General features: G+C 72.4%; 19 protein-coding genes. 8 read left to right on the forward strand and 11 right to left on the reverse strand.

The annotated features are described in order from the left end of the window. Positions 1-170: 170 nt before the first annotated feature. Genes ACFYMU_RS02710 through ACFYMU_RS02725 form a run of 4 tightly spaced genes read right to left on the reverse strand, consistent with a single transcriptional unit; the run spans position 171 to position 4,080 of the window. Positions 171-1,073, reverse strand: coding sequence for a sugar phosphate isomerase/epimerase family protein (locus ACFYMU_RS02710; protein WP_388366969.1), 903 nt, complete (start codon positions 1,071-1,073; stop codon positions 171-173). Further along, the gene (locus tag ACFYMU_RS02715) at positions 1,070-1,975 is read right to left on the reverse strand and encodes an ATP-binding cassette domain-containing protein (protein ID WP_388366971.1); all 906 of its coding nucleotides are present in this window, start codon (positions 1,973-1,975) and stop codon (positions 1,070-1,072) included. The genes ACFYMU_RS02710 and ACFYMU_RS02715 overlap by 4 nt, the downstream gene beginning before the upstream one ends. Positions 1,976-1,981: 6 nt before the next feature. Beyond that, positions 1,982-3,058 (reverse strand): ABC transporter permease, encoded by a 1,077-nt coding sequence (locus tag ACFYMU_RS02720; protein ID WP_388367953.1) that lies wholly within the window; start codon positions 3,056-3,058, stop codon positions 1,982-1,984. After that, positions 3,058-4,080, reverse strand: a complete 1,023-nt coding sequence (locus ACFYMU_RS02725) for a sugar ABC transporter substrate-binding protein (RefSeq protein WP_388366973.1) — start codon at positions 4,078-4,080, stop codon at positions 3,058-3,060. The genes ACFYMU_RS02720 and ACFYMU_RS02725 overlap by 1 nt, the downstream gene beginning before the upstream one ends. Before the next feature lie 320 nt (positions 4,081-4,400). Between ACFYMU_RS02725 and iolC the strand changes: the two genes are divergently transcribed. From iolC to iolD, 3 genes are all read left to right on the forward strand, one after another. Beyond that, complete coding sequence (gene iolC, locus ACFYMU_RS02730) at positions 4,401-5,357, forward strand: 5-dehydro-2-deoxygluconokinase (RefSeq protein ID WP_388366974.1); 957 nt, start codon at positions 4,401-4,403, stop codon at positions 5,355-5,357. A gap of 63 nt (positions 5,358-5,420) precedes the next feature. Next, on the forward strand, positions 5,421-6,299 hold the full coding sequence (locus ACFYMU_RS02735; protein ID WP_388366976.1) for a deoxyribose-phosphate aldolase: 879 nt from the start codon (positions 5,421-5,423) through the stop codon (positions 6,297-6,299). Between the two features lie 210 nt (positions 6,300-6,509). Next, positions 6,510-8,384 (forward strand): 3D-(3,5/4)-trihydroxycyclohexane-1,2-dione acylhydrolase (decyclizing), encoded by a 1,875-nt coding sequence (gene iolD / locus ACFYMU_RS02740; RefSeq protein WP_388366978.1) that lies wholly within the window; start codon positions 6,510-6,512, stop codon positions 8,382-8,384. 9 nt (positions 8,385-8,393) lie between these two features. Here the strand turns inward: iolD and ACFYMU_RS02745 are convergent, their stop codons facing one another. The 5 genes from ACFYMU_RS02745 to fdxA all read right to left on the reverse strand — a co-directional run bounded on the left by ACFYMU_RS02745 (position 8,394) and on the right by fdxA (position 14,961). Continuing rightward, entirely contained in the window at positions 8,394-9,548 is a 1,155-nt protein-coding gene (locus tag ACFYMU_RS02745; protein ID WP_388366980.1) for a Gfo/Idh/MocA family protein, read from the reverse strand. A 136-nt stretch (positions 9,549-9,684) separates the two neighbouring features. Then, positions 9,685-12,081, reverse strand: coding sequence for an MFS transporter (locus ACFYMU_RS02750; RefSeq protein ID WP_388366982.1), 2,397 nt, complete (start codon positions 12,079-12,081; stop codon positions 9,685-9,687). A 281-nt stretch (positions 12,082-12,362) separates the two neighbouring features. Beyond that, positions 12,363-12,806, reverse strand: coding sequence for an SRPBCC family protein (locus tag ACFYMU_RS02755; RefSeq protein WP_388366984.1), 444 nt, complete (start codon positions 12,804-12,806; stop codon positions 12,363-12,365). Between the two features lie 125 nt (positions 12,807-12,931). Beyond that, complete coding sequence (locus ACFYMU_RS02760; protein WP_388366986.1) at positions 12,932-14,284, reverse strand: PP2C family protein-serine/threonine phosphatase; 1,353 nt, start codon at positions 14,282-14,284, stop codon at positions 12,932-12,934. A 353-nt stretch (positions 14,285-14,637) separates the two neighbouring features. Continuing rightward, positions 14,638-14,961, reverse strand: coding sequence for a ferredoxin (gene fdxA, locus ACFYMU_RS02765; RefSeq protein WP_388366988.1), 324 nt, complete (start codon positions 14,959-14,961; stop codon positions 14,638-14,640). A 114-nt stretch (positions 14,962-15,075) separates the two neighbouring features. Between fdxA and ACFYMU_RS02770 the strand changes: the two genes are divergently transcribed. Then, entirely contained in the window at positions 15,076-15,543 is a 468-nt protein-coding gene (locus ACFYMU_RS02770; RefSeq protein WP_388366990.1) for a cupin domain-containing protein, read from the forward strand. Positions 15,544-15,581: 38 nt separating this feature from the next. On the opposite strand, the gene ACFYMU_RS02775 is transcribed toward ACFYMU_RS02770, so the two are convergent. Further along, positions 15,582-16,532: an alpha/beta hydrolase family protein gene (locus ACFYMU_RS02775; RefSeq protein WP_388366992.1), complete on the reverse strand. Its 951-nt coding sequence runs from the start codon at positions 16,530-16,532 to the stop codon at positions 15,582-15,584. A 179-nt stretch (positions 16,533-16,711) separates the two neighbouring features. On the opposite strand from ACFYMU_RS02775, the gene ACFYMU_RS02780 reads away from it, so the two are divergent. The 3 genes from ACFYMU_RS02780 (at position 16,712) to ACFYMU_RS02790 (ending at position 19,992) form a co-directional block, all read left to right on the forward strand. Continuing rightward, positions 16,712-17,779, forward strand: coding sequence for an Rv2578c family radical SAM protein (locus ACFYMU_RS02780; RefSeq protein WP_388366993.1), 1,068 nt, complete (start codon positions 16,712-16,714; stop codon positions 17,777-17,779). 181 nt (positions 17,780-17,960) lie between these two features. After that, the gene (locus ACFYMU_RS02785; protein WP_388366994.1) at positions 17,961-19,547 is read left to right on the forward strand and encodes an alpha/beta hydrolase; all 1,587 of its coding nucleotides are present in this window, start codon (positions 17,961-17,963) and stop codon (positions 19,545-19,547) included. A gap of 46 nt (positions 19,548-19,593) precedes the next feature. Beyond that, entirely contained in the window at positions 19,594-19,992 is a 399-nt protein-coding gene (locus ACFYMU_RS02790; protein ID WP_388366996.1) for a RidA family protein, read from the forward strand. A gap of 66 nt (positions 19,993-20,058) precedes the next feature. Here ACFYMU_RS02790 and ACFYMU_RS02795 read toward each other — a convergent pair whose 3' ends face one another. Further along, a complete protein-coding gene (locus tag ACFYMU_RS02795; protein WP_388366998.1) occupies positions 20,059-20,634 on the reverse strand; it encodes an adenylosuccinate lyase in 576 nt (191 codons plus the stop codon). A 388-nt stretch (positions 20,635-21,022) separates the two neighbouring features. Here ACFYMU_RS02795 and ACFYMU_RS02800 point away from each other — a divergent pair, with 388 nt between their 5' ends. Then, positions 21,023-22,828, forward strand: a complete 1,806-nt coding sequence (locus ACFYMU_RS02800; RefSeq protein WP_388367000.1) for a 3-hydroxyacyl-CoA dehydrogenase family protein — start codon at positions 21,023-21,025, stop codon at positions 22,826-22,828. The last annotated feature ends 48 nt before the right edge of the window (positions 22,829-22,876 follow it).

Below are 22,876 nucleotides of genomic sequence, written 5' to 3' on the forward strand. Positions count from 1 at the left end.
GCGAAGAGCAATGAGACACCCGCCTTCATCCCTCTCCTGCAAGACCTCGACCTGGACAACACTGTGATCACCGCGGACGCGGCGCACACGCAGCACGCGAACGGCCTGTGGCTGCGCGAACAAGGCGCCCACCACATCGCTGTCGTCATGGGTAACCATCCCGGCCTAGGTCAGGCACCGCAGGAGCGGAGGAACGCGCGGGTGCGTACGGCGATGGGCAGCGGCTTGTCCGGCGGGCAGGGGTACATGTCCTGCTCGACGATGGCGAACAGGTCGACGCCGAGGCCCTGGGCGGCGGCGAGGACCGGTTCGAGAGCGGGAACGCCGGCCGGGGGCTCGCACATCACGCCGCGCTGCACGGCCGGCCCGAAGGGCACCCCACCCCGGACGACATCGGCGAGGATCTCCGGGTCGACCTGCTTGAGGTGGAGGTAGCCGATGCGCTCGCCGTAGGTCTCGATGAGCTTGACGCTGTCGCCGCCGCAGTAGGCGTAGTGCCCGGTGTCCAGGCAGAGGCCGACCAGGCCGGCGTCGGTGGCGTCGAGGAAACGCTCGACGTGCTCCTCGGTGTCGATGTGGGTGTCGGCGTGCGGGTGGACGACGATGTCGAGCCCGTAAGTCTCCCTGACCTCGTGGCCGAGCCGCTCCATGCCCTTGGCGAGGTGGGTCCACTGCTCGGCGGTCAGTTCGGCGGGCTCGAGGATCTCGGCGGTCTTGTCGTCCCGCCAGAAGGAGGGGATGACCACCAGGTGTCGGGCGCCCATGGCCCGGGTGAGCGCGGCGACCTGGCTCACCTGCTCCCAGGTGGACTCCCACACGGCCGGTCCGCGGTGCAGCGCGGTGAAGACGGTGCCGGCGGACACCTTCAGGTTCCGCCGGGCCACCTCGTCGGTCAGCCGCGCCGGATCGGTCGGCAGATAGCCGTACGGGCCGAGCTCGATCCAGCGGTAGCCGGCCTCGGCGACCTCGTCCAGGAAGCGCTGCCAGGGCACCTGCTGCGGGTCGTCGGGGAACCAGACGCCCCAGGAATCGGGGGCCGAGCCGACCCGGATGCGGTCCAGGGCAGGGGTCATGGGGTGTTCCCTTCGGGAGCTGCCGGCACGGGTGCCTGGAGGTCCTTCTCCTCGGGGAGTTCCTCGACGGTGACGCCGCTGACCTGTGCCAGTTCGTGCTTGAGGGCGGCGAGTTCGGCCCCGCCGGCCATGTGGTCGGTCAGCTCGTCGAGGCCGACCCGGTCGCGGGGAGCGGACAGTTCGAGGGTGCCGAGGCGCAGCACGCTGAAGTGGTCGCCGACCATGTAGGCGTGATGGGGGTTGTGGGTGATGAAGATGACGCCGAGGCCGCGGTCGCGGGCTGCGGCGATGTACTTCAGGACGACCCCTGACTGCCTGACGCCGAGCGCGGCGGTGGGCTCGTCCAGGATGAGGACGCGGGCTCCGAAGTAGACGGCGCGGGCGATGGCGACGCACTGGCGCTGGCCGCCGGAGAGGGTGCCGATGGGCTGTTCCAGGTCGTCGAGGACGATACCCATGTTGCGCAGTTCCTCGTCCGCGGTCTTCTTCATGCGGGCGATGTCGAGACGGCGGACGGGCCAGGGGCCCTTGGTCATCTCGGAGCCGAGGAAGAAGTTGCGCCACACCGGCATGAGGGGCACGGTGGCCAGGTCCTGGTAGACGGTGGCGATGCCGCGGGCGAGGGCCTCGCGCGGAGTGGTGAAGCGCACCGGTTCGCCGTCGACGAGGAACTCGCCCTCGGTGTGCTGGTGGAGACCTGAAATGATCTTGATGAGGGTGGACTTGCCGGCGCCGTTGTCGCCCAGGACGCAGGTGACCCGGCCCGGGTGCACAGCGAGGTCGACGTCGTGCAGGGCGCGGATGTTGCCGTAGGACTTGCCCGCGCCGCGCAGCTCCACCACGGGTGCCGGGTCGGCCGGGGCGACCGGGCCGTTGTTCTCGCTGAGGTCAGCGGTGGTCATGGACGATCACCTCCGGGTCACCGACTGGCGGACCCACAGATTGATGAGGGTGGCGCCGAGCAGCATCACGCCCAGGAACGCCTTGAACCAGTCGGCGTTCCAGCCGGCGTAGACGATGCCCTGGCTCACCATGCCGAACATGAAGGCGCCGAAGACCGGGCCGATGGCGGAGCCGTAGCCGCCGGTCAGCAGGCAGCCGCCGATGACGGCCGCGGCGATGTAGATGAGCTCCTGGCCCACGCCCTCGCCGGACTGCACCGTGTTGAAGGCGAACAGCTGGTGCATGCCGACGAACCAGGCGCCGAAGCCGACCAGCACGAACAGCGAGATCTTGGTGAAGTGCACGGGCACGCCGACGGCTCGGGCGCTGTCCTTGTTGCCGCCGACGGCGAAGACCCAGTTGCCGTACTTGGTGCGCAGCAGCACCCAGGTGGCCAGCGCCGCGAAGGCGAGCCACCACAGCACGGTGACCTTGAACTGGACGCCGCCGACGGTGAAGGACGACGAGAAGACCGCCTTGGCCTGGTCGAAGCCGTCCATGTCGCTGATGTCGTCGGTGGCGACGTTGCCGGTGATCAGCTTGGTGACCGCGAGGTTGATGCCCTGCAGGCCCAGGAAGGTGCCGAGGGTGACCAGGAAGCTGGGCAGGCCGGTGCGCACCATCATCCAGCCGTTGAAGGCGCCGATGGCGAGCGAGAGCACGAGCGCGACGACGACGCCCACCCAGACGTTCATGGTGAGCTGGAAACTGACCATGGCGGCGGTCAGCGCCGAGGTGATCACGGCGACACCGGCCGACAGGTCGAACTCGCCGCCGATCATGAGCAGGGCCACGGGCAGCGCCATGATCCCGATGGTGGACGACTGGTAGAGGATGGTGGCCATCGCGCTGCCCGAGCGGAACGCCGGCGCCATGGCGAAGAAGAAGACGAAGACCGCGACGGCCCCGAGGAAGACGCCGACCTCGGGCCGGGCCAGCAGCCGCAGGGCGAGCGGGCGCCGCACGGTCCGCCCGTCGCGTTCCTGGGGGCCGGAGGCCGGCGGTGAGGTGACCGCCGGCGCAGCCTGCTGGGTCATCGCGATCACCTGGTGCCCTTCGCGGCGAAGGCCGCGACGGTGTCGACGTTGGACTTGTCGACGAAGGCCGGGCCGGTCAGCACCGGCTGCTCGCCGCCGCCGCTGTAGTTGCCGTTGTTCTTGTAGAGCCACAGGGAGTCGATCGCCAGGTAGCCCTGGAGGTAGGGCTGCTGGTCGACGGCGAACTGGATGTCGCCCTTCTTGACGGCGGCGGTCAGGTCCTTGTTGAGGTCGAAGGTGGCGACCTTCGCCTTGCTGCCCGCGTCGGACACCGACTGCACCGCGGTCAGGGCGTACGGGGCGCCGAGCGTGGCCACGTAGTCGATGGAGCTGTCCTGCTTGAGCTTGGCACTGATCGTCGACTTCACGGACGGCATGTCGGTGCCGTTGACGTACAGGATCTGTGTCTTGCCGCTGAACGTCTTCTTCAGGCCGTCGCAGCGCTGGGTGAGGCCGACGTTGCCCTGCTCCTGGATCACACAGACGGTGTTCTTGGCGCCGAGTTCGGTGAGCCGCTTGCCGAACGCCTCCCCCGCCACGCTCTCGTCCTGCCCGAAGAACTCCATCAGTCCCAGCTTCTTCCAGTCGCTCACGCCGGAGTTCAGGCCGACCACCGGGATGCCCGCCTTCGTCGCCTTGCCCACGACGTCCTTCATGGCGTCCGGCTTGGCGAGGGTGATCGCGATGCCGTCGACCTTCTGGTCGACGGCGTTCTGGACCAGGTTGGCCTGGGTGCCCGCGTTCGGGTCGTTGGAGTAGACGAGCTTGATGTTGTCCTTGGCCGCGGCGGCCTCCGCTCCCTTGCGGACGATGTCCCAGAAGGTGTCGCCGGGCGCCTGGTGGGTGACCAGCGCCACCGTCATGGGGGGAGTGCCGGCCTTTCCGGCGCCGGCGCCGGAGTTGTCCTCCGTCGCCTTCTTGCCGCCCGAGCTGCTGGAGCAGCCGGCGACGAGCAGCGCGGACGCCGCGGCTATCGCGAGGAGAGGGGCGACTCTGCGGGAACGGCGGGGCTGAAACGTGCGGTCCATCTGTCCTGCACCTCACTGTGCGACCGGGGAAGGGAACGGGGTGGGGCAGCGCGGGCCGGGAGCCCCCGCGTGGACCCCGGACGTGGGGTCCGGGCCGTGTGCCGGTGAACCGGCGGTTTCGCTCGGACCGGATACAAACCCTTGTCGTACCCGGCTGTCAATACTTTGTTAAGACATCATTTCAGAAGTAGGTCCGAATGTAAGTACAAAGTCTTGACAGCGGGTCGTCCCGCGGCCTACACCTGTGAGACATCCGGGCCCGGATGCCCGCCGTGCGGGCGGCCCGCCGCCCGCATCCCCCCGCCTGAGGAGCGACGCGCATGCCTGAGCACGCCGGACGTTTCGATCTGATCACCATGGGACGCATCGGAGTGGACCTATACCCCCTCCAGACGGGCGTGCCGCTGGCGCGCGTCGAATCCTTCGGGAAGTTCCTCGGCGGCTCGGCGGCCAACGTCGCGGTCGCGGCGGCACGCCTCGGCCGGAGCACCGCGGTGATCACCCGGACCGGGAACGACCCCTTCGGCACCTATCTGCACCAGGCGCTGCGGGAATTCGGCGTCGACGACCGGTTCGTCACCCCGGTGGACGCCTATCCGACCCCGGTCACCTTCTGCGAGATCTTCCCGCCGGACGACTTCCCCCTCTACTTCTACCGCCGGCCCAAGGCCCCCGATCTCGAGATCCACACCGGCGAACTGGACTTCTTCGCCATCCGCGCCGCGCGCATCTTCTGGATCACCGGCACCGGCCTGAGCGAGGAGCCCAGCCGCTCGGCCACCCTCGCCGCCCTCAAGGCGCGGGACAGGGCCGGCATCACCGTCTTCGACCTCGACTGGCGCCCGATGTTCTGGGCGGACCCCGAGGCGGCACGGCCCCACTACGCCGAGGCGCTGCGTCACGCCACCGTGGCCGTCGGCAACCTCGACGAGTGCGAGATCGCCACCGGGGTGCGCGAGCCGTGGGCCTGCGCCCGGGCCCTGCTGGACGCGGGCGTGGAACTGGCGGTCGTCAAACAGGGCCCCAAAGGGGTGCTGGCCGTGCGCCGCGACGGTACGGCGGCCGAGGTGCCGCCCGTGCCCGTGGAGGTGGTGAACGGGCTCGGCGCCGGGGACGCCTTCGGCGGCTCGCTCTGCCACGGGCTGCTGTCCGGCTGGCCTCTGGAGAAGACCGTGCGCCACGCCAACGCGGCGGGCGCGCTCGTCGCCTCCCGGCTCGCCTGCTCCTCCGCGATGCCGACCGAGCAGGAGGTCGCCGGCCTCCTCGACCGCGGCTGACCGCCGCGCCGGGGCCCTCCTCGCCCGCGGCCGACCGCTGCCACCCCCCGAACGGAGCCTGTTGTGAGCATCAGCATCCCCGCCCTCGTCAGGGTGCGCGCCCGGCATCCGGAGGCCATCGCCGAGGCCGCCGCCCGCCGGGTCCGCCGCCCGCTGATCGGCGACAGCGGCCGCCTCATGATCGTGGCCGCCGACCACCCCGCGCGGGGCGCCCTGGGGGTCGGCGACCGCCGCCTGGCCATGGCCAACCGCGCCGATCTCCTGGAGCGCCTGTGCATCGCGCTGTCCCGGCCCGGCGTGGACGGGGTGCTGGCCACCGCGGACATCCTGGAGGACCTGCTGCTGCTCGGCGTCCTGGACGACAAGGTTGTCATGGGATCCATGAACCGCGGCGGCCTCGCGGGCGCGTCCTTCGAGATGGACGACCGCTTCACCGGCCACCGCGCCGAGGACATCGAACGGCTCCGCTTCGACGCCGGCAAACTGCTGCTGCGCATCGACTACGACGACTTGGGCTCCCTGCGGACCCTGGAGGCCGCGGCGCGGGCCGTCGACGGCATGGCCGCACGCCGGCTGCCGCTGTTCGTCGAACCGTTCATATCGCGCCGCGTCGAGGGCCGGGTGCGCAACGACCTGAGTGCCGAGGCCGTCACCCGGTCGATCGCCATCGCCTCGGGCCTCGGCGGCACCTCCGCCTACACCTGGCTCAAGCTGCCCGTCACCGAGGACCCCGACGAGATGGCCGAGGCCCTGGAGGCGTCCACGCTGCCCGTCGTGCTCCTCGGCGGCGAGGTCGGCAGGGACCAGGAGGGCGCGTACGAGCGATGGCGCAAGGCGCTGCGCCTGCCCACCGTGCAGGGCATGGTCGTGGGCCGGTCGCTGCTGTATCCCGCCGAGGGCGGCGTGGAGGCGGCGGTGGACACCGCGGTCGGCCTGCTGTGACACCGCGTCCCAGAAGGGCACCATGACCACCACGCACCACCTTCCCGCCGCCAGGGCCACCCCCGGAGCCTACGCCGTGGACGTCGCACCGGAGCCGCCCGGCCGCGCTCTCTTCCGCCCGCGTCCGCCCGCCCCGGCTCCGCGGCGCCCGGACCGCGGACGCCGGTCCGTTGTCCCGCTCCCCCACCGTCCCGTCCCAGTGAGGTCCCGATGAGCCGGTCCACTCGCCGTCTGACCGTCGCCCAGGCGCTGGTGCGCTTCCTGTCCGTGCAGTACACGGAGCGCGACGGCGCACGCCACCGGCTGATCGCCGGCACCTGGGGCATCTTCGGCCACGGCAATGTCGCGGGCGTCGGGCAGGCGCTGCTGGAGGCCGGCGAGGACGCCATGCCCTTCCACCAGGGCCGCAACGAGCAGGCCATGGTGCACGCGGCCGTGGGGTACGCGCGGCGGCGGAACCGGCTGTCCGCGCAGGCGGTCACCACGTCCATCGGCCCCGGCGCCACCAACCTCGTCACGGGGGCCGCGCTCGCGACGATCAACCGCCTGCCGGTGCTGCTGCTGCCCGGCGACTACTTCGCGACGCGCCCCGCGGAGCCCCTGCTGCAGCAGCTGGAGCACCCGGTCGAGGCCGATGTCTCGGTCAACGACACGCTGCGCCCGGTCTCCCGCCGCTTCGACCGGATCACGCGCCCCGACATGCTGATCCCGTCCGCACTCGGCGCCATGCGGGTCCTCGCCGACCCGGCCGAGACCGGCGCGGTCACCCTGGCCCTGCCGCAGGACGTGCAGGCGGAGGCGTACGACTGGCCGGAGGAGTTCTTCGCGGAGCGGATCTGGCACGTGCGCCGTCCGGCCCCGGACCCGGTGGAACTGGCGGAGGCGGTGCGGGCGGTCCGCGCCGCCGAACGGCCGCTGATCGTGGCCGGCGGCGGCGTCCACCACAGCGGGGCGGAGGAGGCGCTCAGGGCGCTGGTCGACGCCACGGGCATCCCGGTCGCCGCCACCCAGGCGGGCAAGGGCTCGCTGCGCCACGACCATCCGGCGGACCTCGGCGGCATCGGTCACACCGGTACCGCGGTCTGCGACGAGATCGCCCGCACCGCGGACCTGGTCATCGGCGTCGGCACCCGTCACAGCGACTTCACCACCGCCTCCGGCACCCTCTTCCGCCACCCCGGCGTGCGGTTCCTCAATCTGAACATCGCCGCCTTCGACGCCCACAAGCTCGCCGCCCGCACCCTGGTGGCCGATGCCCGGGCGGGCCTCGAGGCGCTCACCGAGGGGCTGTCGGACCACCGGGTCGGTGAGGCGTACGAGGCGGAGTACCGCGCGGGCAAGGAGCGCTGGGAGCGGGTCGTCGAGGCCGCCTTCCGCGCGGACGACGAGAACGCGGCACCCACCCAGACCCAGGTCCTCGGCGCCCTGGACGCGGTCGTGGGCGACGACGACGTGGTGATCAACGCGGCCGGCTCGCTCCCCGGCGACCTGCACAAGCTGTGGCGGGCCCGCTCCCCGCACCAGTACCACCTGGAGTACGGCTACTCCTGCATGGGCTACGAGATCCCGGCGGGCATCGGCGTCCAGCAGGCCGCGCCCGGCACCGTGGTGTGGTCGCTCGTCGGGGACGGCACCTATCTGATGATGCCCACCGAGATCGTCACGGCGGTGCAGGAGCGCCTGCCCGTCAACCTGGTCCTCGTCCAGAACCACGGCTACGCCTCCATCGGCGGGCTGTCCGAGGAGACCGGCGGCGAGCGCTTCGGCACCGCCTACCGCTACCGGGCCGCCGACGGCACCTTCACCGGCGCCCCGCTCCCGGTGGACCTGGCCGCCAACGTCGCCAGCCTCGGCATGGACGTGGTGCGCGCCAGGACCGTGCGGGAACTGCGCGAGGCCCTCGCCGCGGCGCGCGCCTCGGACCGGCCGACCTGCGTCCATGTCGAGACCGACCCGACGCCCACCGCACCGCCCGCCGAGGCGTGGTGGGACGTGCCCGTCGCCGAGGTCGCCTCCCGCGAGGCGGCCCGGACCGCCCGGGAGAGGTACGACCGGCACATCGCCGGCCGACGGCGGCATCTGTGACGCCCTGACTCACGCCAGGTCCACCCAGGTGCGCCGCTCGGCGGAGCGGCTCATCGCGTCCAGCGCGGTGGCGCTGCGCACGGCGTCGTCGAGGGTGGCTCCGTGGGCGGTGCCCTCCGCGACGGAGCGCAGGAAGTGGTGGGCCTCGACGACCTTCAGGTCGTCGTAGCTCATGCCGTTGGCCGAGCCCGGCTGGAAGGCGGCGTACGCGCCGTGCCCGGGGCCGACGTAGCAGGTGCTGACGGGCTGGTCCTGGTAGGCGGTGCCGCGGCTGACACCGAGTTCGCCCATGCGGCGGAAGTCCCAGAAGACGGCGCCCTGGGTGCCGTGGACCTCGAAGCCGTAGGCGTTCTGCTCACCGACCGAGACCCGGCACGCCTCCAGGACGCCGCGGGCGCCGGAGGCGAAGCGCAGCAGGCAGTTGACGTAGTCCTCGTTCTCCACCGGGCCGGGCTCGCCGCCCGTGGCCCGGGTGTGGCCGGCCGTGGCCCCGGCGGGACGCGCCCGCTCGGGGACGAAGACAGCGGTGTCGGCAGCCAGCGACTCGATCTCACCGAGCAGGAAGCGGGCCAGGTCCACCCCGTGCGAGGCGAGGTCGCCGAGGACTCCGCTGCCGCCGCGCTCGCGCTCGTACCGCCAGGTGAGGGCGCCTTCGGGGTGGGCCGCGTAGTCGCTGAAGAGACGGATGCGGGCATGGGTGACGGCGCCGATCCCGCCCGAGGTGATCAGCTCGCGGGCGGCGGCGACGGCCGGCGCGTTGCGGTAGTTGAAGCCCACCGTTCCGTGCACGCCGGCCGCTGCCGCGGCGTCCGCGACCGCCCGGGCGTCCCCGGTGGTCAGGCCGACCGGCTTCTCGATCCAGATGTGCTTGCCCGCCCCGGCCATGGCCACGCCGATCTCGCGGTGCAGGAAGTTCGGGGCGGTGATGCTCACCGCCGCGACGCGCGGGTCGGCGGCGATCTCGCGCCAGTCCTGGACCGCCGTGGCGAACCCGTACCGCCCCGCGGCCTCCTCGGCGCGGCCGGGGACCTCGTCGGCGACGGCGACCAGTTGGGGCCGGACGGTCAGCCCGGGAAAGTGGTGCGGCACACGGATGTACGCCTGGGTGTGCACCCGCCCCATCCAGCCGAATCCCACGACGGCGACACCGAGCGTACGCACCATGCTCCACCCTCCTCCGCCGTCCGGCCGGTCAAGGAGTGTCCTGCCCATCCGGAGGCCGCGCATGACATCGCGTGCGCCGGCATCCTGCCGGCGGCCTGGGGGCTCGCGCTCCGGAGCGCCGCACGCCGCACGCCGGTCAGTCCTCGTGTCCGAGTTGCAGATCCCGTTCCGTCCGTCCGCCGCCCGCCACCTGCAACACCGTGGCCACCGGGGGGTATCCCGCGGCGATGACGGTGTACTCGCCGGAGGACAGGTCGACGAACCGGAACGTTCCGTCCGGGCCCGTGGTGAGCGTGTCGACCACGTTTCCCGCGGCGTCGAGCAGCGTCACCCGCGCGTCCTCGACGGGCCGCCCGCCCCCGGCGCGCACGGTGCCGCGCAGTACGGCGCCGCCCGCGAGTTCGACGTCCTGCCGGGTCTCGCGCGCGGCCTGCACGGTCACAGGCAGGGCGGCGGGGCGGAAGGCGGGCGCGCTGGCGGCCAGGGTGTACTCGCCGGCCACGAGTTCGGTGATGACGTAGCTTCCCTCGCGCCCGCTGCGCGTGCTCGCGACCACTTCTCCGTGCACGTTGGTGAGCGTGACGGCGGCGTCGCGCACGGGCGTGCCGTCCGCCGTCAGCACGCTCCCCGCGAGCCTCCCGGCGCCGCCGAGCACGACGTCCAGCTCCACCGGGCGCTCCCCGACGGTCACCGAGACGGCCTGCGGCTGGTGACCGCCTGCCGCGGCGATCAGGACGTACGCACCGGATCCGGGGGTGGACAGGGCGTACCGGCCGTCCTCGCCGCTCGCGCCCCGCCCGATCTGCTGCCCCGCGACGTCGATGAGGGTGAGCGCGGCACGGGGCACCACGGTGCCGTCGGGGTGCTGGACCGTGCCGCACACGGGCACTCCCGCGGGATACGGCGAACGCGCCTGCGGGATCTGGGCCGTGAGCGGGGACTCGACGGGGGCGTTGTGGGACACCAGCGGTTTCTCCTTGAGGAAGAAGGCGATGAGCAGGCCGGCGAGGAGCACCGGCACGAGCCAGAGGAAGATGCGCGGCATGGCGTCGGCGTACGCCTCGATGTACGCGCCGCGCAGTGCCGGGGGCAGCGCGTGGACGAGCTGCGGGGTGATGGACTCGGAGTCGGGCAGGGCGGCAGCCGCCCGTCGGGGGAGCCGCTGCTCCAGCGCGTCGGAGAGCCGGCCCGCGAACAGGGTGCCGAAGACGGCGGCGCCCACGCTGCCGCCGATCTGCCGGAAGTAGGTGTTGGCGCTGGTCGCGGTGCCGAGGTCGGCGGGGCGCACGGAGTTCTGCACGGCGAGGACGAGGACGGGCATCGCCAGGCCGATGCCGACGCCGAGGACGGCCATCCACACGCTGTACTGCGACCGCGGTGTGTCCGTGTCGAGCCGGGACAGCAGCCACATCCCCACGGCGGCCAGGGCGCTGCCGAGGACCGGGAACGCCTTGTAGCGGCCGGTGCGGCTGACCAGTTGTCCGGAGACGACCGAGGCCCCCACGATCCCGGCCATCATGGGCAGCATCAGCAGCCCGGACCCGGTGGCGCTCGCCCCGTCGACCATCTGCAGGAAGGTGGGGAGATAGCTGGCGGCGCCGAACAGGGCGACGCCGATGACCAGGCCCACCAGCCCGGTGACGGTGAAGACCGGGTCGCGGAACAGGCGCAGCGGGATGAGGGGTTCGGGCGCGAACCGCTCGACGACGAGGAAGAGGACGCTCGCGAGGGCCGCGCCGGCGCCCAGTCCCAGGATGACGCGCGAGCCCCACGCGTACTCGGTGCCGCCCCAACTGGTCAGCAGCACCAGGCAGGTCGACGCGGCGGCCAGCAGCAGGGTGCCCAGCACGTCGAGGCGGGCCTTCCCGGTGGGCTTCGGCAGTTTCAGCACGGCGGTGACGACGGCCAGGGTGACCAGGCCGAAGGGCACGTTGACGTAGAAGCACCAGCGCCAGGAGAGGTGGTCGGTGAAGTAGCCGCCGAGCAGCGGCCCGGCGACGGAGGCGAGGCCGAAGACGGCACCGATCAAACCCATGAAGCGGCCCCGCTCTCGGGGCGGCACGATGTCCGCGATGATCGCCTGGACACCGATCAGGAGACCGCCGGCGCCGATGCCCTGGACGGCCCGGAAGGCGATCAACTGGTCCATGGTCTGCGCCCGTCCGGCGAGCGCCGAGCCGACGACGAAGACGGCGATGGCGAACTGGAAGACGCCCTTGCGGCCGAAGAGGTCACCGCACTTGCCGTAGACCGGCAGCCCCACGGTGGAGGTCAGCAGGTAGGCGGTGATCGCCCAGGACATCCGGTCCAGGCCGTGCAGCTCGCCGACGATCTTCGGGAGCGCGGTGGCGACGATCATCTGCTCGAGGGCGGCGAGCAGCAGTGCGAGCATGAGACCCGTGAAGACCAGACGCACCCGGCCGGGGGCGAGCGCCGGCCGTCCTTCGGTGCCGGCCGGCTGCCGGGGCGCGTCCGGGACCACGGGCGGCACGACCCGCTCGCTGTCCACGTCCACCACAGTGGTCCCGCCCACGTACCGCTCCCCTCGTCGCGTCTGCGCCGCCCATTTCTCGCATTGCGCGACAACTGGGAGCAAGCGCGACGAGTCACCCGGAGGCCGGTCCGCGCGGAGGTATGCGCCGGTCGGAGCCCTACGGCGTACAACCGCGTCGTACGGAAAACCACTCGAAACGGTGAGCGTGAGAATCAGCCGGACGGCTGACGGGGTGCGCTCCGGGGGCTCGGGGCACGGGCTCCGCGCCCCCGGACCGCGCGAGGAGCCGTGACGGCGCCTCAGGTCTTCGCCTCCTGGCGCTACTTCTCCATCTCGACGGCCAGCTTCGCGAGGACCTCGTCGTAGATCCGGGCGAGGCCCTTGGGTGCGAACGTGCGCTCGAAGAAGCCGCCGATGCCGCCCGCGCCGTTCCAGACGGTGGTGACGACGACGCGGGACCTGCCCTCGCCGGCCGGGGTGACCCGCCAGGTGGTGACCATGGAGGAGTTGCGGTCCTTCTCGACGAGATCGCCGTCGGTCGGCTCGCTGACCTCCATGAGGCAGTCACGCACGCGCTTGCTGGTGGCCTGGAGCTTCCAGTGCACGACGGTGCCCTCGCCGTCGCCGCCCTCACGCACCTCGTACTCGCTGAAGTGCTCGGACAGCAGCTTCGCACGGGTACCGCTGTAGTCCGCGAGAGCGTCGAACACGTCGTCCGCCTCCGCCGCGATGACCCGCTCCGTCGTGGCCTCGACCTGCGCCATGGCCTCCCTCTTCCCTGTGCATGTGATGGGGTGTGCGCCATCCCATCACACCCGGGACCGCGGCCATGGACGGGACCGGGACATCGGGGGTCCACGGCGCGCACGACGGCGCGCGCCGCGGCATCTCACGCCACCAGACCGGCCGGTATGCGCAGGGCGAGGACGGCCACATCGTCGTCGAACACCTGACCGTGCCCGGCGACCAGTTCCGCGCACAGCCGGTCCAGGGGTGCCGTGGACAGGCGGGCGGCCTCGTCGGCCAGGGCCGTCAGGCCCGTGTCGATGTCCTGTCCGCGGCGCTCCACCAGCCCGTCGGTGTACAGCAGCAGGGTGCTGCCCGGCGGGAGCGGGTGCTCGTGGTCGAATCGCGGCACCGAGGGATCGACACCCACGGGGATCCCGTGGTGGGTGGGGGCGAGGTAGGTGCCGACGCCCTCGGGGCCGATCAGCAGCGGTGGCGGGTGCCCGGCGTTGCTCCAGCGGAAGGTGTACCGCCCCTGCCGGCGCTCGATGCGGCCCAGCACCAAGGTGGCCGTGGGCGGGTCGTCGAACATCGTCAGGGCGCGGTCGAGTTTCGACACGATCAGGCCCGACGGCCCGCCCCGGTCGTACACCAGGGCCCGCAGCATGTTGCGGATCTGCCCCATGAGGGGGGCGGCCTCCACGTCGTGACCGGTGACGTCGCCGATCATCACGCAGACGGCGCCGTCCGGCAGCACGAGGGCGTCGTACCAGTCCCCGCCGAGCCGGGGCAGTTCGGAGGCCGGCTGATAGTGGCCCTGCACCTCGATGGGTCGCAGGTCCGGCAGGACGGGCAGCATACGGCGCTGGAAGTGTTCGGCGGCCCGTTTGAGGCGCTCGTACAGGCGGGCGTTCTCGATGCTGACGCTCGCGGCGCTGGCCAGCGCGGTCAGCAGGGCCTCGTCGTCGTCGGTGAACGGGGTGCCGTCGCGTTTGTCCGCCAGGTAGAGATTGCCGTACACGGTGCCGCGGACCATCAGTGGAACGCCCAGGAGCGTCCGCATGGCCGGGTGGCCCGCCGGGAAGCCGACCGAGCGGGGGTCCGCGGTGATCTCGCCGACCCGCAGGGGCTTGCGCTGGGCGACCAGGCTGCCCAGCAGGCCGTGTCTCTGGGGAAGACCCAGGTCGGCCTTCAGCCGCTCACCGTCCACTCCCACGGTGAGCAGGTCGACGAATTCACCGTTCTCCCCGAGGACGCCCAGGGCGCCGTAGCGCGCGGGCACGAGGTCGGTGGCCGCGTCCACGATGCGCTCCAGCACGGCCCGGGTGTCCATGTCGGCACTGATCGCCACCACCGCGTCCAGCAGTCGCCGCATACGGCGCTGTCCGAGGGCCAACTGTCGCACCTGGGCGCTCAGTTCCTCCAGGGACGCACCGTCCGGCAGCCGGCCGGCCTGCTCGAGTGCGGCGACCACGCGTGCGGCCACGTCCTCCGGCCGCCGCGGATCATCCGGCATAGGGGCACCTCCCGGGACGTCGGGAGCCGATGCCGCCGTCGCACGCCCCTCCGTCAGGGCCACCCTACGCCGACGACGGGCCGGAGGCGCGCGATCGGGCGTACCCCCAGGCGTGGCGCGGGTACCGGGCCCGGGGAAGGGGACCGGCTCCACGGCGGCGAATGCTGTTGCGGCGCGCGGAAGTTGCCCGACGCGCCCCTCGCGCCCCGCCCGTCCCGCTTCCCGCGCCCCGCCCGTCCCGCGCCCCGCCCGTCCCGCGCCCCGCCCGTCCCGCGCCCCGCCCGGACGCGAGGGGCGCGCGATCGGGGCTCGTGCCGGCCGGTCCCCGGGAGAAGCCCACGGCGTCCGGGCGGTCAGCCCTCGCCCTGCGGCGGCAGCGCGGCGATCAGCGGGTGGTCGCGCTCGATCACACCCTGCCCGGCCGCGCCGCCGGGCGATCCGAGGTCGTCGAAGAACTCCGCGTTCGCCTTGGTGTAGTCCGTCCACTCGGCCGGCACGTCGTCCTCGTAGAAGATCGCCTCCACGGGGCAGACCGGCTCGCACGCGCCGCAGTCGACGCATTCGTCCGGATGGATGTACAAGGCACGCTGCCCCTCGTAGATGCAGTCCACGGGGCACTCCTCGACGCACGCCCGGTCCTTCACGTCGACACACGGCTGCGCGATCACATACGTCACGGTCCGCTCCTCCTCTCGGGTCCCCTCGGGCGGCCACTCCCACCGCGGAATTTTTACGAATGCTACATGTAATAATAGGGGCCGCCGGCGCGGGAAGACGGGAAGGGAAGAGCCGTGACACCGTCCGAGATCCACCTGCGGGCCACCGGGAGCACCCCGGGCGAGCCGCCCGACGGCGGCGCGCCCACGGCCCCGGCCCCGCAACTGCTGTGCGACGTCCGGGCCCTGACCGAGCCGGCCGACAACCCGGCCGGAGCCCTGTGGAAACTGGCCGAGGACGGACGCCAGCTCGACGCGAACGTGATCCATCTGCCGCCCGGGCAGCGCGTGGGCACCCACGCCGAGCCCGACCTGGACGTCCTGCTCCTCGTCGTGGCCGGCGACGGCGTCCTCGACACCGCCGAGGGACGTCGGCCCCTCACGGAAGGCGCCCTGTTCTGGCTGCCCCACGGCTCCTCGCGCAGCCTGAGCGCGGGCGAGGGCGGCCTGTCCTACCTGACCGTCCACCGGCGCCGTCCCGGCCTGCAGATCCGCCGCCCGGACCGGCCCGCCGCGCCGTCCCGGCAGCCGGGCACCGACTGAGCCCTCGGGCCGGCCCGGACGGGTTTGCGCACAGGCGCTCAGCCCGGCGGGGCCAGAGCGTCCTGCCCCGGCCCCGGCCCGGCGTCGAGCCGGGAAGCGGTCCGGGCGCCGGCCTGCGGCCGCGGGCCGGCAAGGCACTCCTCGAAGAAGGCGAGGGCGCGCAGATGGTACGCGCGGGCCGCCCATCCCAGGCTGATGTTGTGGCCCGCGCCCGGCTGCCCCTCGACACGGACGACGGGGGCCGAGGCCAGCCGTGAGGTGATCTCGGCGATGTCCCGCTCCCCGTGCAGCCACCACGCCTCGTGCTCGGCGAAGGTCAGCCGCACGGGGGTGGGGACGCGGGGCGCCAGTTCCTCGAAGATCGCCGTCCAGCGGGGGATCTCGCCCGCCTCACGGGCCGGCATGGGGGCCACCACGGCACCGATCGCGCGGAACGTCTCCGGCGGATACAGGCGCAGCGGCCCCCAGTTGCGTCCCCAGTGCGCGCCGCTGCGGATCCGCCGCAGGTCGTCCGGCTCGGCGGCGTAACGGTGGCCGCAGCCCGACACGTCCACGGCGAGCGCCCCCATGCCGTGCGCGGCGGTCATGAGGGCGAGTTTGCCGCCGTAGGAGTGCGCGAGCAGGAAGAAGCCCGCACCGGTGGCGTGCCCCGCGGCGAACCGCTCCATGACCGCCTCCAGGACCACGGCCTGTTCGGCGAGGGTCTGCCCGTCGGGGAGTTGACCGGCGGACAGACCGTAGCCGGGCCGGTCCACCGCGAGCACGGTGAAGCCGAGTCGCGCGCCGAGCGTGAGCAGGGACAGGTCGGGGTGGGCCTGCCCGTCGAAGTAGGCCGCCGTCATACCGCCGCCGTGCACGGCCAGCACGGTGGCGCGCGGTGTGCCGTCCGACGGCTCGGCGAGCAGACAGGACAGCGTGACGCCCGCGGCCTCCAGCGTGAGGCGACGCACGCCGGCGGACAGGGTCTGCGGCGGTTTCGGCTTCTGCATGCTTCCGTCATGTCACAGTTCGCGACACCTGGTTGCGGGACGCGCCGACAGCGGCGGGAGGGAGGCGGCGGAGCGGCCGCGAGGGAGGCGCCCGTCACTCGAACGGGCGATCGAATCTCCCCTCGCGATCAAGGGAACAGCTGTTCTATTCTGTGCCCAGTGCTACCGAGGAGACGCCCATGCGCTGGGACCATCTGACCGAGAACCCCGCCACGGTCCGCAACCCCGCGTTGTTCGACGCGGACGCGGTGACCACCCGCACCTTCGACACCCCGGAGTTCCGTGGAATCACCTTCCACGAGGTCCGGGCCCGCTCGATCGTGAACCGGGTGCCGGGCGCCTCCCGCATGCCGTTCGAGTGGACGGTCAACCCCTACCGCGGCTGCACGCACGCGTGCGTGTACTGCTTCGCCCGCAGGACGCACAGCTACCTGGACCTCGACACGGGGCTGGACTTCGACAGCCAGATCGTGGTGAAGGTCAACGCCCCGGAGCTGCTGCGCCGCCACCTCGCCTCGCGCACCTGGCACGGCGAGCACATCGCCATGGGCACCAACGTCGACTGCTACCAGCGCGCCGAAGGCCGCTACCGGCTGATGCCGGGCATCATCACGGCCCTGCGCGACCGTGCGAACCCGTTCTCGATCCTCACCAAGGGCACGCTCATCCTGCGCGACCTCGACCTGTTGAAGCAGGCGTCCGAGGTCACCGACGTCGGCGTCTCCGTGTCCGTCGGCTTCGTCGACCAGGAGCTGTGGCGCACCGTCGAACCGGGTACCCCGGCGCCGGAGCGCCGGCTGGACGTCGTCCGCAGCCTGGACCGACACGGCATCGGCTGCGGTGTCCTGATGGCCCCGGTCATCCCGTTCCTCAGCGACCATCCCGCCCAACTCCGCGACACCGTGCGGGCGATCGCCGCGGCCGGGGCCACCTCGGTGACCCCGCTGGTGCTGCATCTGCGCCCGGGCGCCCGCGAGTGGTTCATGGCCTGGCTGGAGCGCCGGCACCCGCATCTCGTGCGGCGTTACGAACGGTTGTACGCGGAGGGCGCCTACGCCCCGAAGTGGTACCAGCGCCGCATCACCGGCCAGGTGCACGAACTGGCCCAGGAGTACGGCATCGGCCCCACGCGCGCGGGCATGCCGCGCAGGATACGGCGGCCCGGACCCGAGCCCGCCGCGGTCGCGGCCGGGCCGGTGGCGCCCGAGCCCGCGGCGGCCGGGCCCACCCAACTCTCGCTCCTCTGACAGCCCCTGACAGCCCCTGACAGCTTCGGCGCGACGGCAGCCGACGCGCATCCGAGCGCTTCCCACGGCCCCAATCGGGTCAACTCCGGCCCGAACATGCTCTTGCGGGCGGACTTTCCGGGACGATGCGGCGAAGACCCGGCACCCGGGTCCGACCCCTTCCGCCCTGGGAGCCGCGACCATGAGAAGACGCGCAGGAGCGCTGTGCGGGACCGCCGTCGTACTGGCCGGGATGCTCACCGCCGCCCCGGCCGACGCGAGCCCACCGCGCGCCGCGGACACCGCGGACACCGCGCAAGGAGCGCCGCTCGCCTGGGAGAAGTGCGGTACCGACGACTATCCGAGGCTCCAGTGCGCGACGCTGACGGTGCCGCTCGACCACGCGCACCCGCGCGGGCGGCAGATCACGCTGGCGCTGTCACGCGTCCCGCACACCGCGAAGACCTCCCAGGGGCCGCTGCTGGTCAACCCGGGCGGGCCCGGCGGCAGCGGTCTTCAGCTCGCCGGATTCGTCGCGTCCGCGCTGCCCCCGGCGGTGGCGGCGCAGTACGACATCATCGGCTTCGATCCGCGCGGCGTGGGCCGCAGCACGCCCGCGCTGGACTGCCGGCCCGACCACTTCGCCCCGGTACGGCCCGACTCCGTGCCCGGCACGCCCGCCCTGGAGAGCGCCAACCTCTCCCGCGTCGTGTCCTTCGCCCGCGCCTGCGCCACCCGGTACGCGAGCGTCCTGCCGCACCTGGACACGGTCAGCGCCGTGCGGGACATGGACGCGATCCGGCGGTCGCTCGGCGCGGAGAAGATCAGCTACTTCGGGTACTCGTACGGCACCTACCTCGGCGCCGTGTACGCGAAGCTCTTCCCGCAGCGGGTACGCCGCCTGGCGCTGGACTCCGTCGTCGACCCCACCGGCGTCTGGTACGAGGACAACATCCGGCAGGACTACGCGTTCAACGACCGTCATCGGGCGTTCCTGGCGTGGGTGGCCCGCCATGACGGGACGTACCGGCTCGGGACCGATCCTGCCGTGGTCGAGGACAAGTGGTACGCAATGCGGGCGGCACTGGCCCACGAGCCCGCCCAGGGGAAGGTGGGTGCCTCCGAACTGGAGGACACCTTCATGCCGGGCGGCTACTACGACGGCTACTGGCCGCACCTCGCCAAGGCGTTCGCGGCCTATGCGAACGACGGGAACGCCGCCCCGCTGGTCAAGGCGTACGACAAGCTGGCGGCGGTCGACGCCGCGGGGCACAACGGCTACAGCGTGTACACCGCCGTGCAGTGCCGCGACGCCTCCTGGCCGCGCGCCTGGGTGCGGTGGCGCAGGGACAACTGGGCCGCGTACGCCAAGGCACCGTTCATGACCTGGAACAACGCCTGGTACAACGCGCCGTGCGCGTTCTGGCCCACGGCCTTCAAGCGGCCGGTGGACGTGTCCAACGACGCGCTGCCGCCGACGCTGCTGCTGCAGGCGACGGACGACGCCGCCACGCCGTACGCGGGCGCCGTGACGCTCCATCACCTGCTGCGCGGCTCCCGGCTGGTGGTCGAACAGGGCGGCGGCAACCACGGCGTCACCCTGAGCGGCAACGCGTGCATGGACCGTCACCTGGCGGCGTACCTCGCCGACGGCACCCTGCCGCGCGGCGCCGGTGAGACCGACGCGGCCTGCCCCAGGCCACCCGACCCGAAGCCGCAGAGCGGCACGGCGGGAACCGCCGCCGCACGCGGGGCGACCCTGCACGGACTGCTGGGCTCCCGCGGCTGAGCGGGAGGGCAGCGGCGATGTCACACCCGTGGTCCACCATGGAGTCATGAGCGAGCCGACCAGGATCCCCGCCCCCGCCGGGGTCGCCCCCGCCACCGCCTACACACACATCGTCATCGGCACCGGGCGCTTCGTCGCCGTCTCGGGCCAGCTGGCCCTGGACGAGGACGGCAAGCTCGTCGGCGAGGGCGACCCGGCGGCCCAGGCCCGTCAGGTCTTCGAGAACCTGCGCCGCTGCCTGGCCGCCGCCGGGGCCACCTTCGACGACGTGGTCAAACTGACCTACTTCGTCACGGACATGGCTCACATGCCGGCGATCCGCGCGGCCCGGGCGGAGCACATACCCGACGACCGCCTGCCGGCCTCGTCGGCGGTGCAGGTGGCCGCACTGGTGGGCCCGCAGTTCCTGATGGAGATCGAGGCGTTCGCGGTGCTGCCCGGATGACGCGTGGCCGCGTGACCGCGTGGGCCCGCGCCCTCCCGGGGTGACGGCGGCGTGGTGAACCGGGGTTCACCGCTGCCGTGGGATGCGCGCCAGCGCGTGCACCGCCGCCTCCGCGAGCGCCGGGTGCGCGAGAGCCTCGCTCAGCACGGGACCCGCACGGGCGTCCCCGAGCGTGCCGAGCCCCTCGATGCAGGCGAGCGCGACCCTTCGGTACGGATCGTGCGGCCCCAGCCTGCGCCGCAGCGTGGTGATCAGCGCGGGCACGGCCTCGGGGGCGCGCAGTTCGACGAGCAGACGCACGGGATGGAGGGCGTAGGCGACGCGGAGCTCGTTGGTGGCGAGGGCCGCCGCCGCACGGGCGGTGCGCGGGTCGCCGAGCAGGGCCAGGGCGTGTGCGGCGGAGGCGCAGCGCTGCGGATCACGGTGGTTGAGCAGCAGCACGAGCGCCTCGAACGCACGCCGGTCCCCCGCGACGCCGAGCCGGAAGGCGGCCAGTTCCCGGGCCCACAGCGGCCGTCCGGCCTCGGTCAGCACGGCGGCCAGCCCGTCGCGATCGTCCATCGCCATGAGTCGCTCGTATTCCGGGGAGCCGGCGGCCTCGGCCCGTAAGCGCTCCGTGAGCGCTCGCAACTCTTCGTCCATGGAGCCGAGCCTAGGCGCGGACCCGGGCGCGGGGACCCAGATCACACAGTCCGGGGGTGGCGTGCTCGTTACCCACAGGTTAAGCTCATTCGAGCGAGTTACCCACTCGCGGCTCGCAGTGGCCTGGTGACGCAGCCACCGCGGGAACACCTCCCCCGCCCCACGGCGGTGGGAGCGCTGGTCGGTTCGGTACATCACGTACCTCAGTACGACTCGGCTCCGGGACAGGGCCGGTCGGATCGCCGCTTCGGACGTGTGCACGTCCGCCACGGCACCCGGGCGTGTGCGCTCGTCAGCCCGGTCACACCCGCATCCTCCGCACCGTGTGCGCCTGTAGGCGCAGCAAGGCGCGCTCCTCAGTCGTCACCTTCATTCCAGGAGTCCCGCGATGGCCACTCCCCTGTCCGACACCCCTCTGTCCCCGCTCAAGACCATAGCCGTGGTCGGCCTCGGCACCATGGGCACCGGTATCGCCGAAGTGCTGGCCCGGGCCGGTCGCGAGGTCGTCGGCATCGACATCAGCGAGGCGGCGGCCACCAAGGCCGCGGCCGCTCTGGACGCGGCCACCGCCCGCGCCGTGAGCCGCGGGCGCCTGACCGAGCAGGAGCGCGGCGACACCCTCGCCCGCTTCCGCACCTTCACCGATCTGCAGGCCGCGACCGACGCCGACCTGGTGATCGAGGTCGTCCCGGAGTCGTACGAGATCAAGCAGCAGGTCTTCCGCGACCTCGACGGCATCGTGCGCCCGGACACCATCATCGCCACCGGCACCAACGCCCTGTCCGTCACCCGGCTCGCCGCCGACTCGGCGCACCCCGAGCGCGTTCTCGGACTGCACTTCTTCAACCCGGCGCCGGCCATGAAGCTGGTCGAGGTCGTCTCCTCCGTGCTGACCGCGCCCGCGGCCATCAGCTCGGTCACCAACCTCGCCCTCGACCTCGGCAAGGAGCCCGTCGCGGTCGGCGACCGGCCCGGCTTCGTCGCCGACGGCCTGCTGTTCGGCTACCTCAACCAGGCCGCGGCGATGTACGAGGCCAAGTACGCCTCCCGCGAGGACATCGACGCCGCGATGAAGCTCGGCTGCGGGCTGCCCATGGGGCCGCTCGCCCTGCTCGACCTGATCGGCATCGACACGGCCCGCACGGTGCTGGAGGCCATGTACGCCGCCTCCCACGACCGGCTGCACGCCCCCTCGCCGATCCTCAAGCAGCTCAGCGAGGCGGGCCTGACCGGCCGCAAGTCGGGGCGCGGCTTCTACACGTACGAGGCGCCGGGCAGCCCGGTCGTCGTGCAGGACGCGCTGACCCCCCTGGACGGCGGCTCCCTGACTTCCGGCCGTCCGGTCCGCTCGGTCGGCGTGGCCGGTTCCGGGACCATGGCGTCCGGGATCGTCGAGGTCTTCGCCAAGGCCGGCTACGAGGTGGTCCTCGCCGCCCGCAGCGAGGAGAAGGCCGAGGCCGCCAAGGCCCGGATCGGCAAGTCGCTGGCGCGCTCGGTCGACAAGGGGCGGATGACGGCCGAGGCGGCCGCGCAGACCCTCGACCGGATCCGGCCGACGGGCTCCTACGACGACTTCGCCGACGTCGACCTGGCGCTGGAGGCCGTCGCCGAGGACCTGGAGGTCAAGCAGCAGCTGTTCGCCACGTTCGACAAGGTCTGCAAGCCCGGCGCGATCCTCGCCACCACCACCTCCTCGCTGCCGGTGGTCGCCTGCGCCCGCGCCACCTCGCGCCCGCAGGACGTGATCGGGATGCACTTCTTCAACCCGGCGCCGGCCATGAAGCTGGTCGAGGTGGTCCGTACGGTGCTGACCGCGGACGATGTGCACGCGACGGTCCGCGGGCTGTGCGCGTCGATCAAGAAGCACCCGGTCGACTGCGGCGACCGCGCCGGGTTCATCGTGAACGCGCTGCTGTTCCCGTACCTCAACAACGCGATCAAGATGGTGCAGGAGCACTACGCCACGCTCGACGACATCGACGCGGCGATGAAGCTGGGCGGCGGCTACCCGATGGGGCCGTTCGAACTTCTCGACGTGGTCGGTCTCGATGTCTCGCTCGCCATCGAGAAGGTCCTGCACCGCGAGTTCCGCGACCCCGGCCTGGCTCCCGCGCCGCTCCTGGAACACCTGGTGGCCGCGGGCTGCCTCGGCCGCAAGACCGGCCGCGGCTTCCGCGAATATGCCAAGCGCTGATCGCCCCGGCGACTGGTTCCGCGGCGAGGCCGACTGGGGCGGACTGCT

Source organism: Streptomyces sp. NPDC007264 (genome assembly GCF_042869095.1).
In the GTDB taxonomy this organism is placed as follows: domain Bacteria; phylum Actinomycetota; class Actinomycetes; order Streptomycetales; family Streptomycetaceae; genus Streptomyces.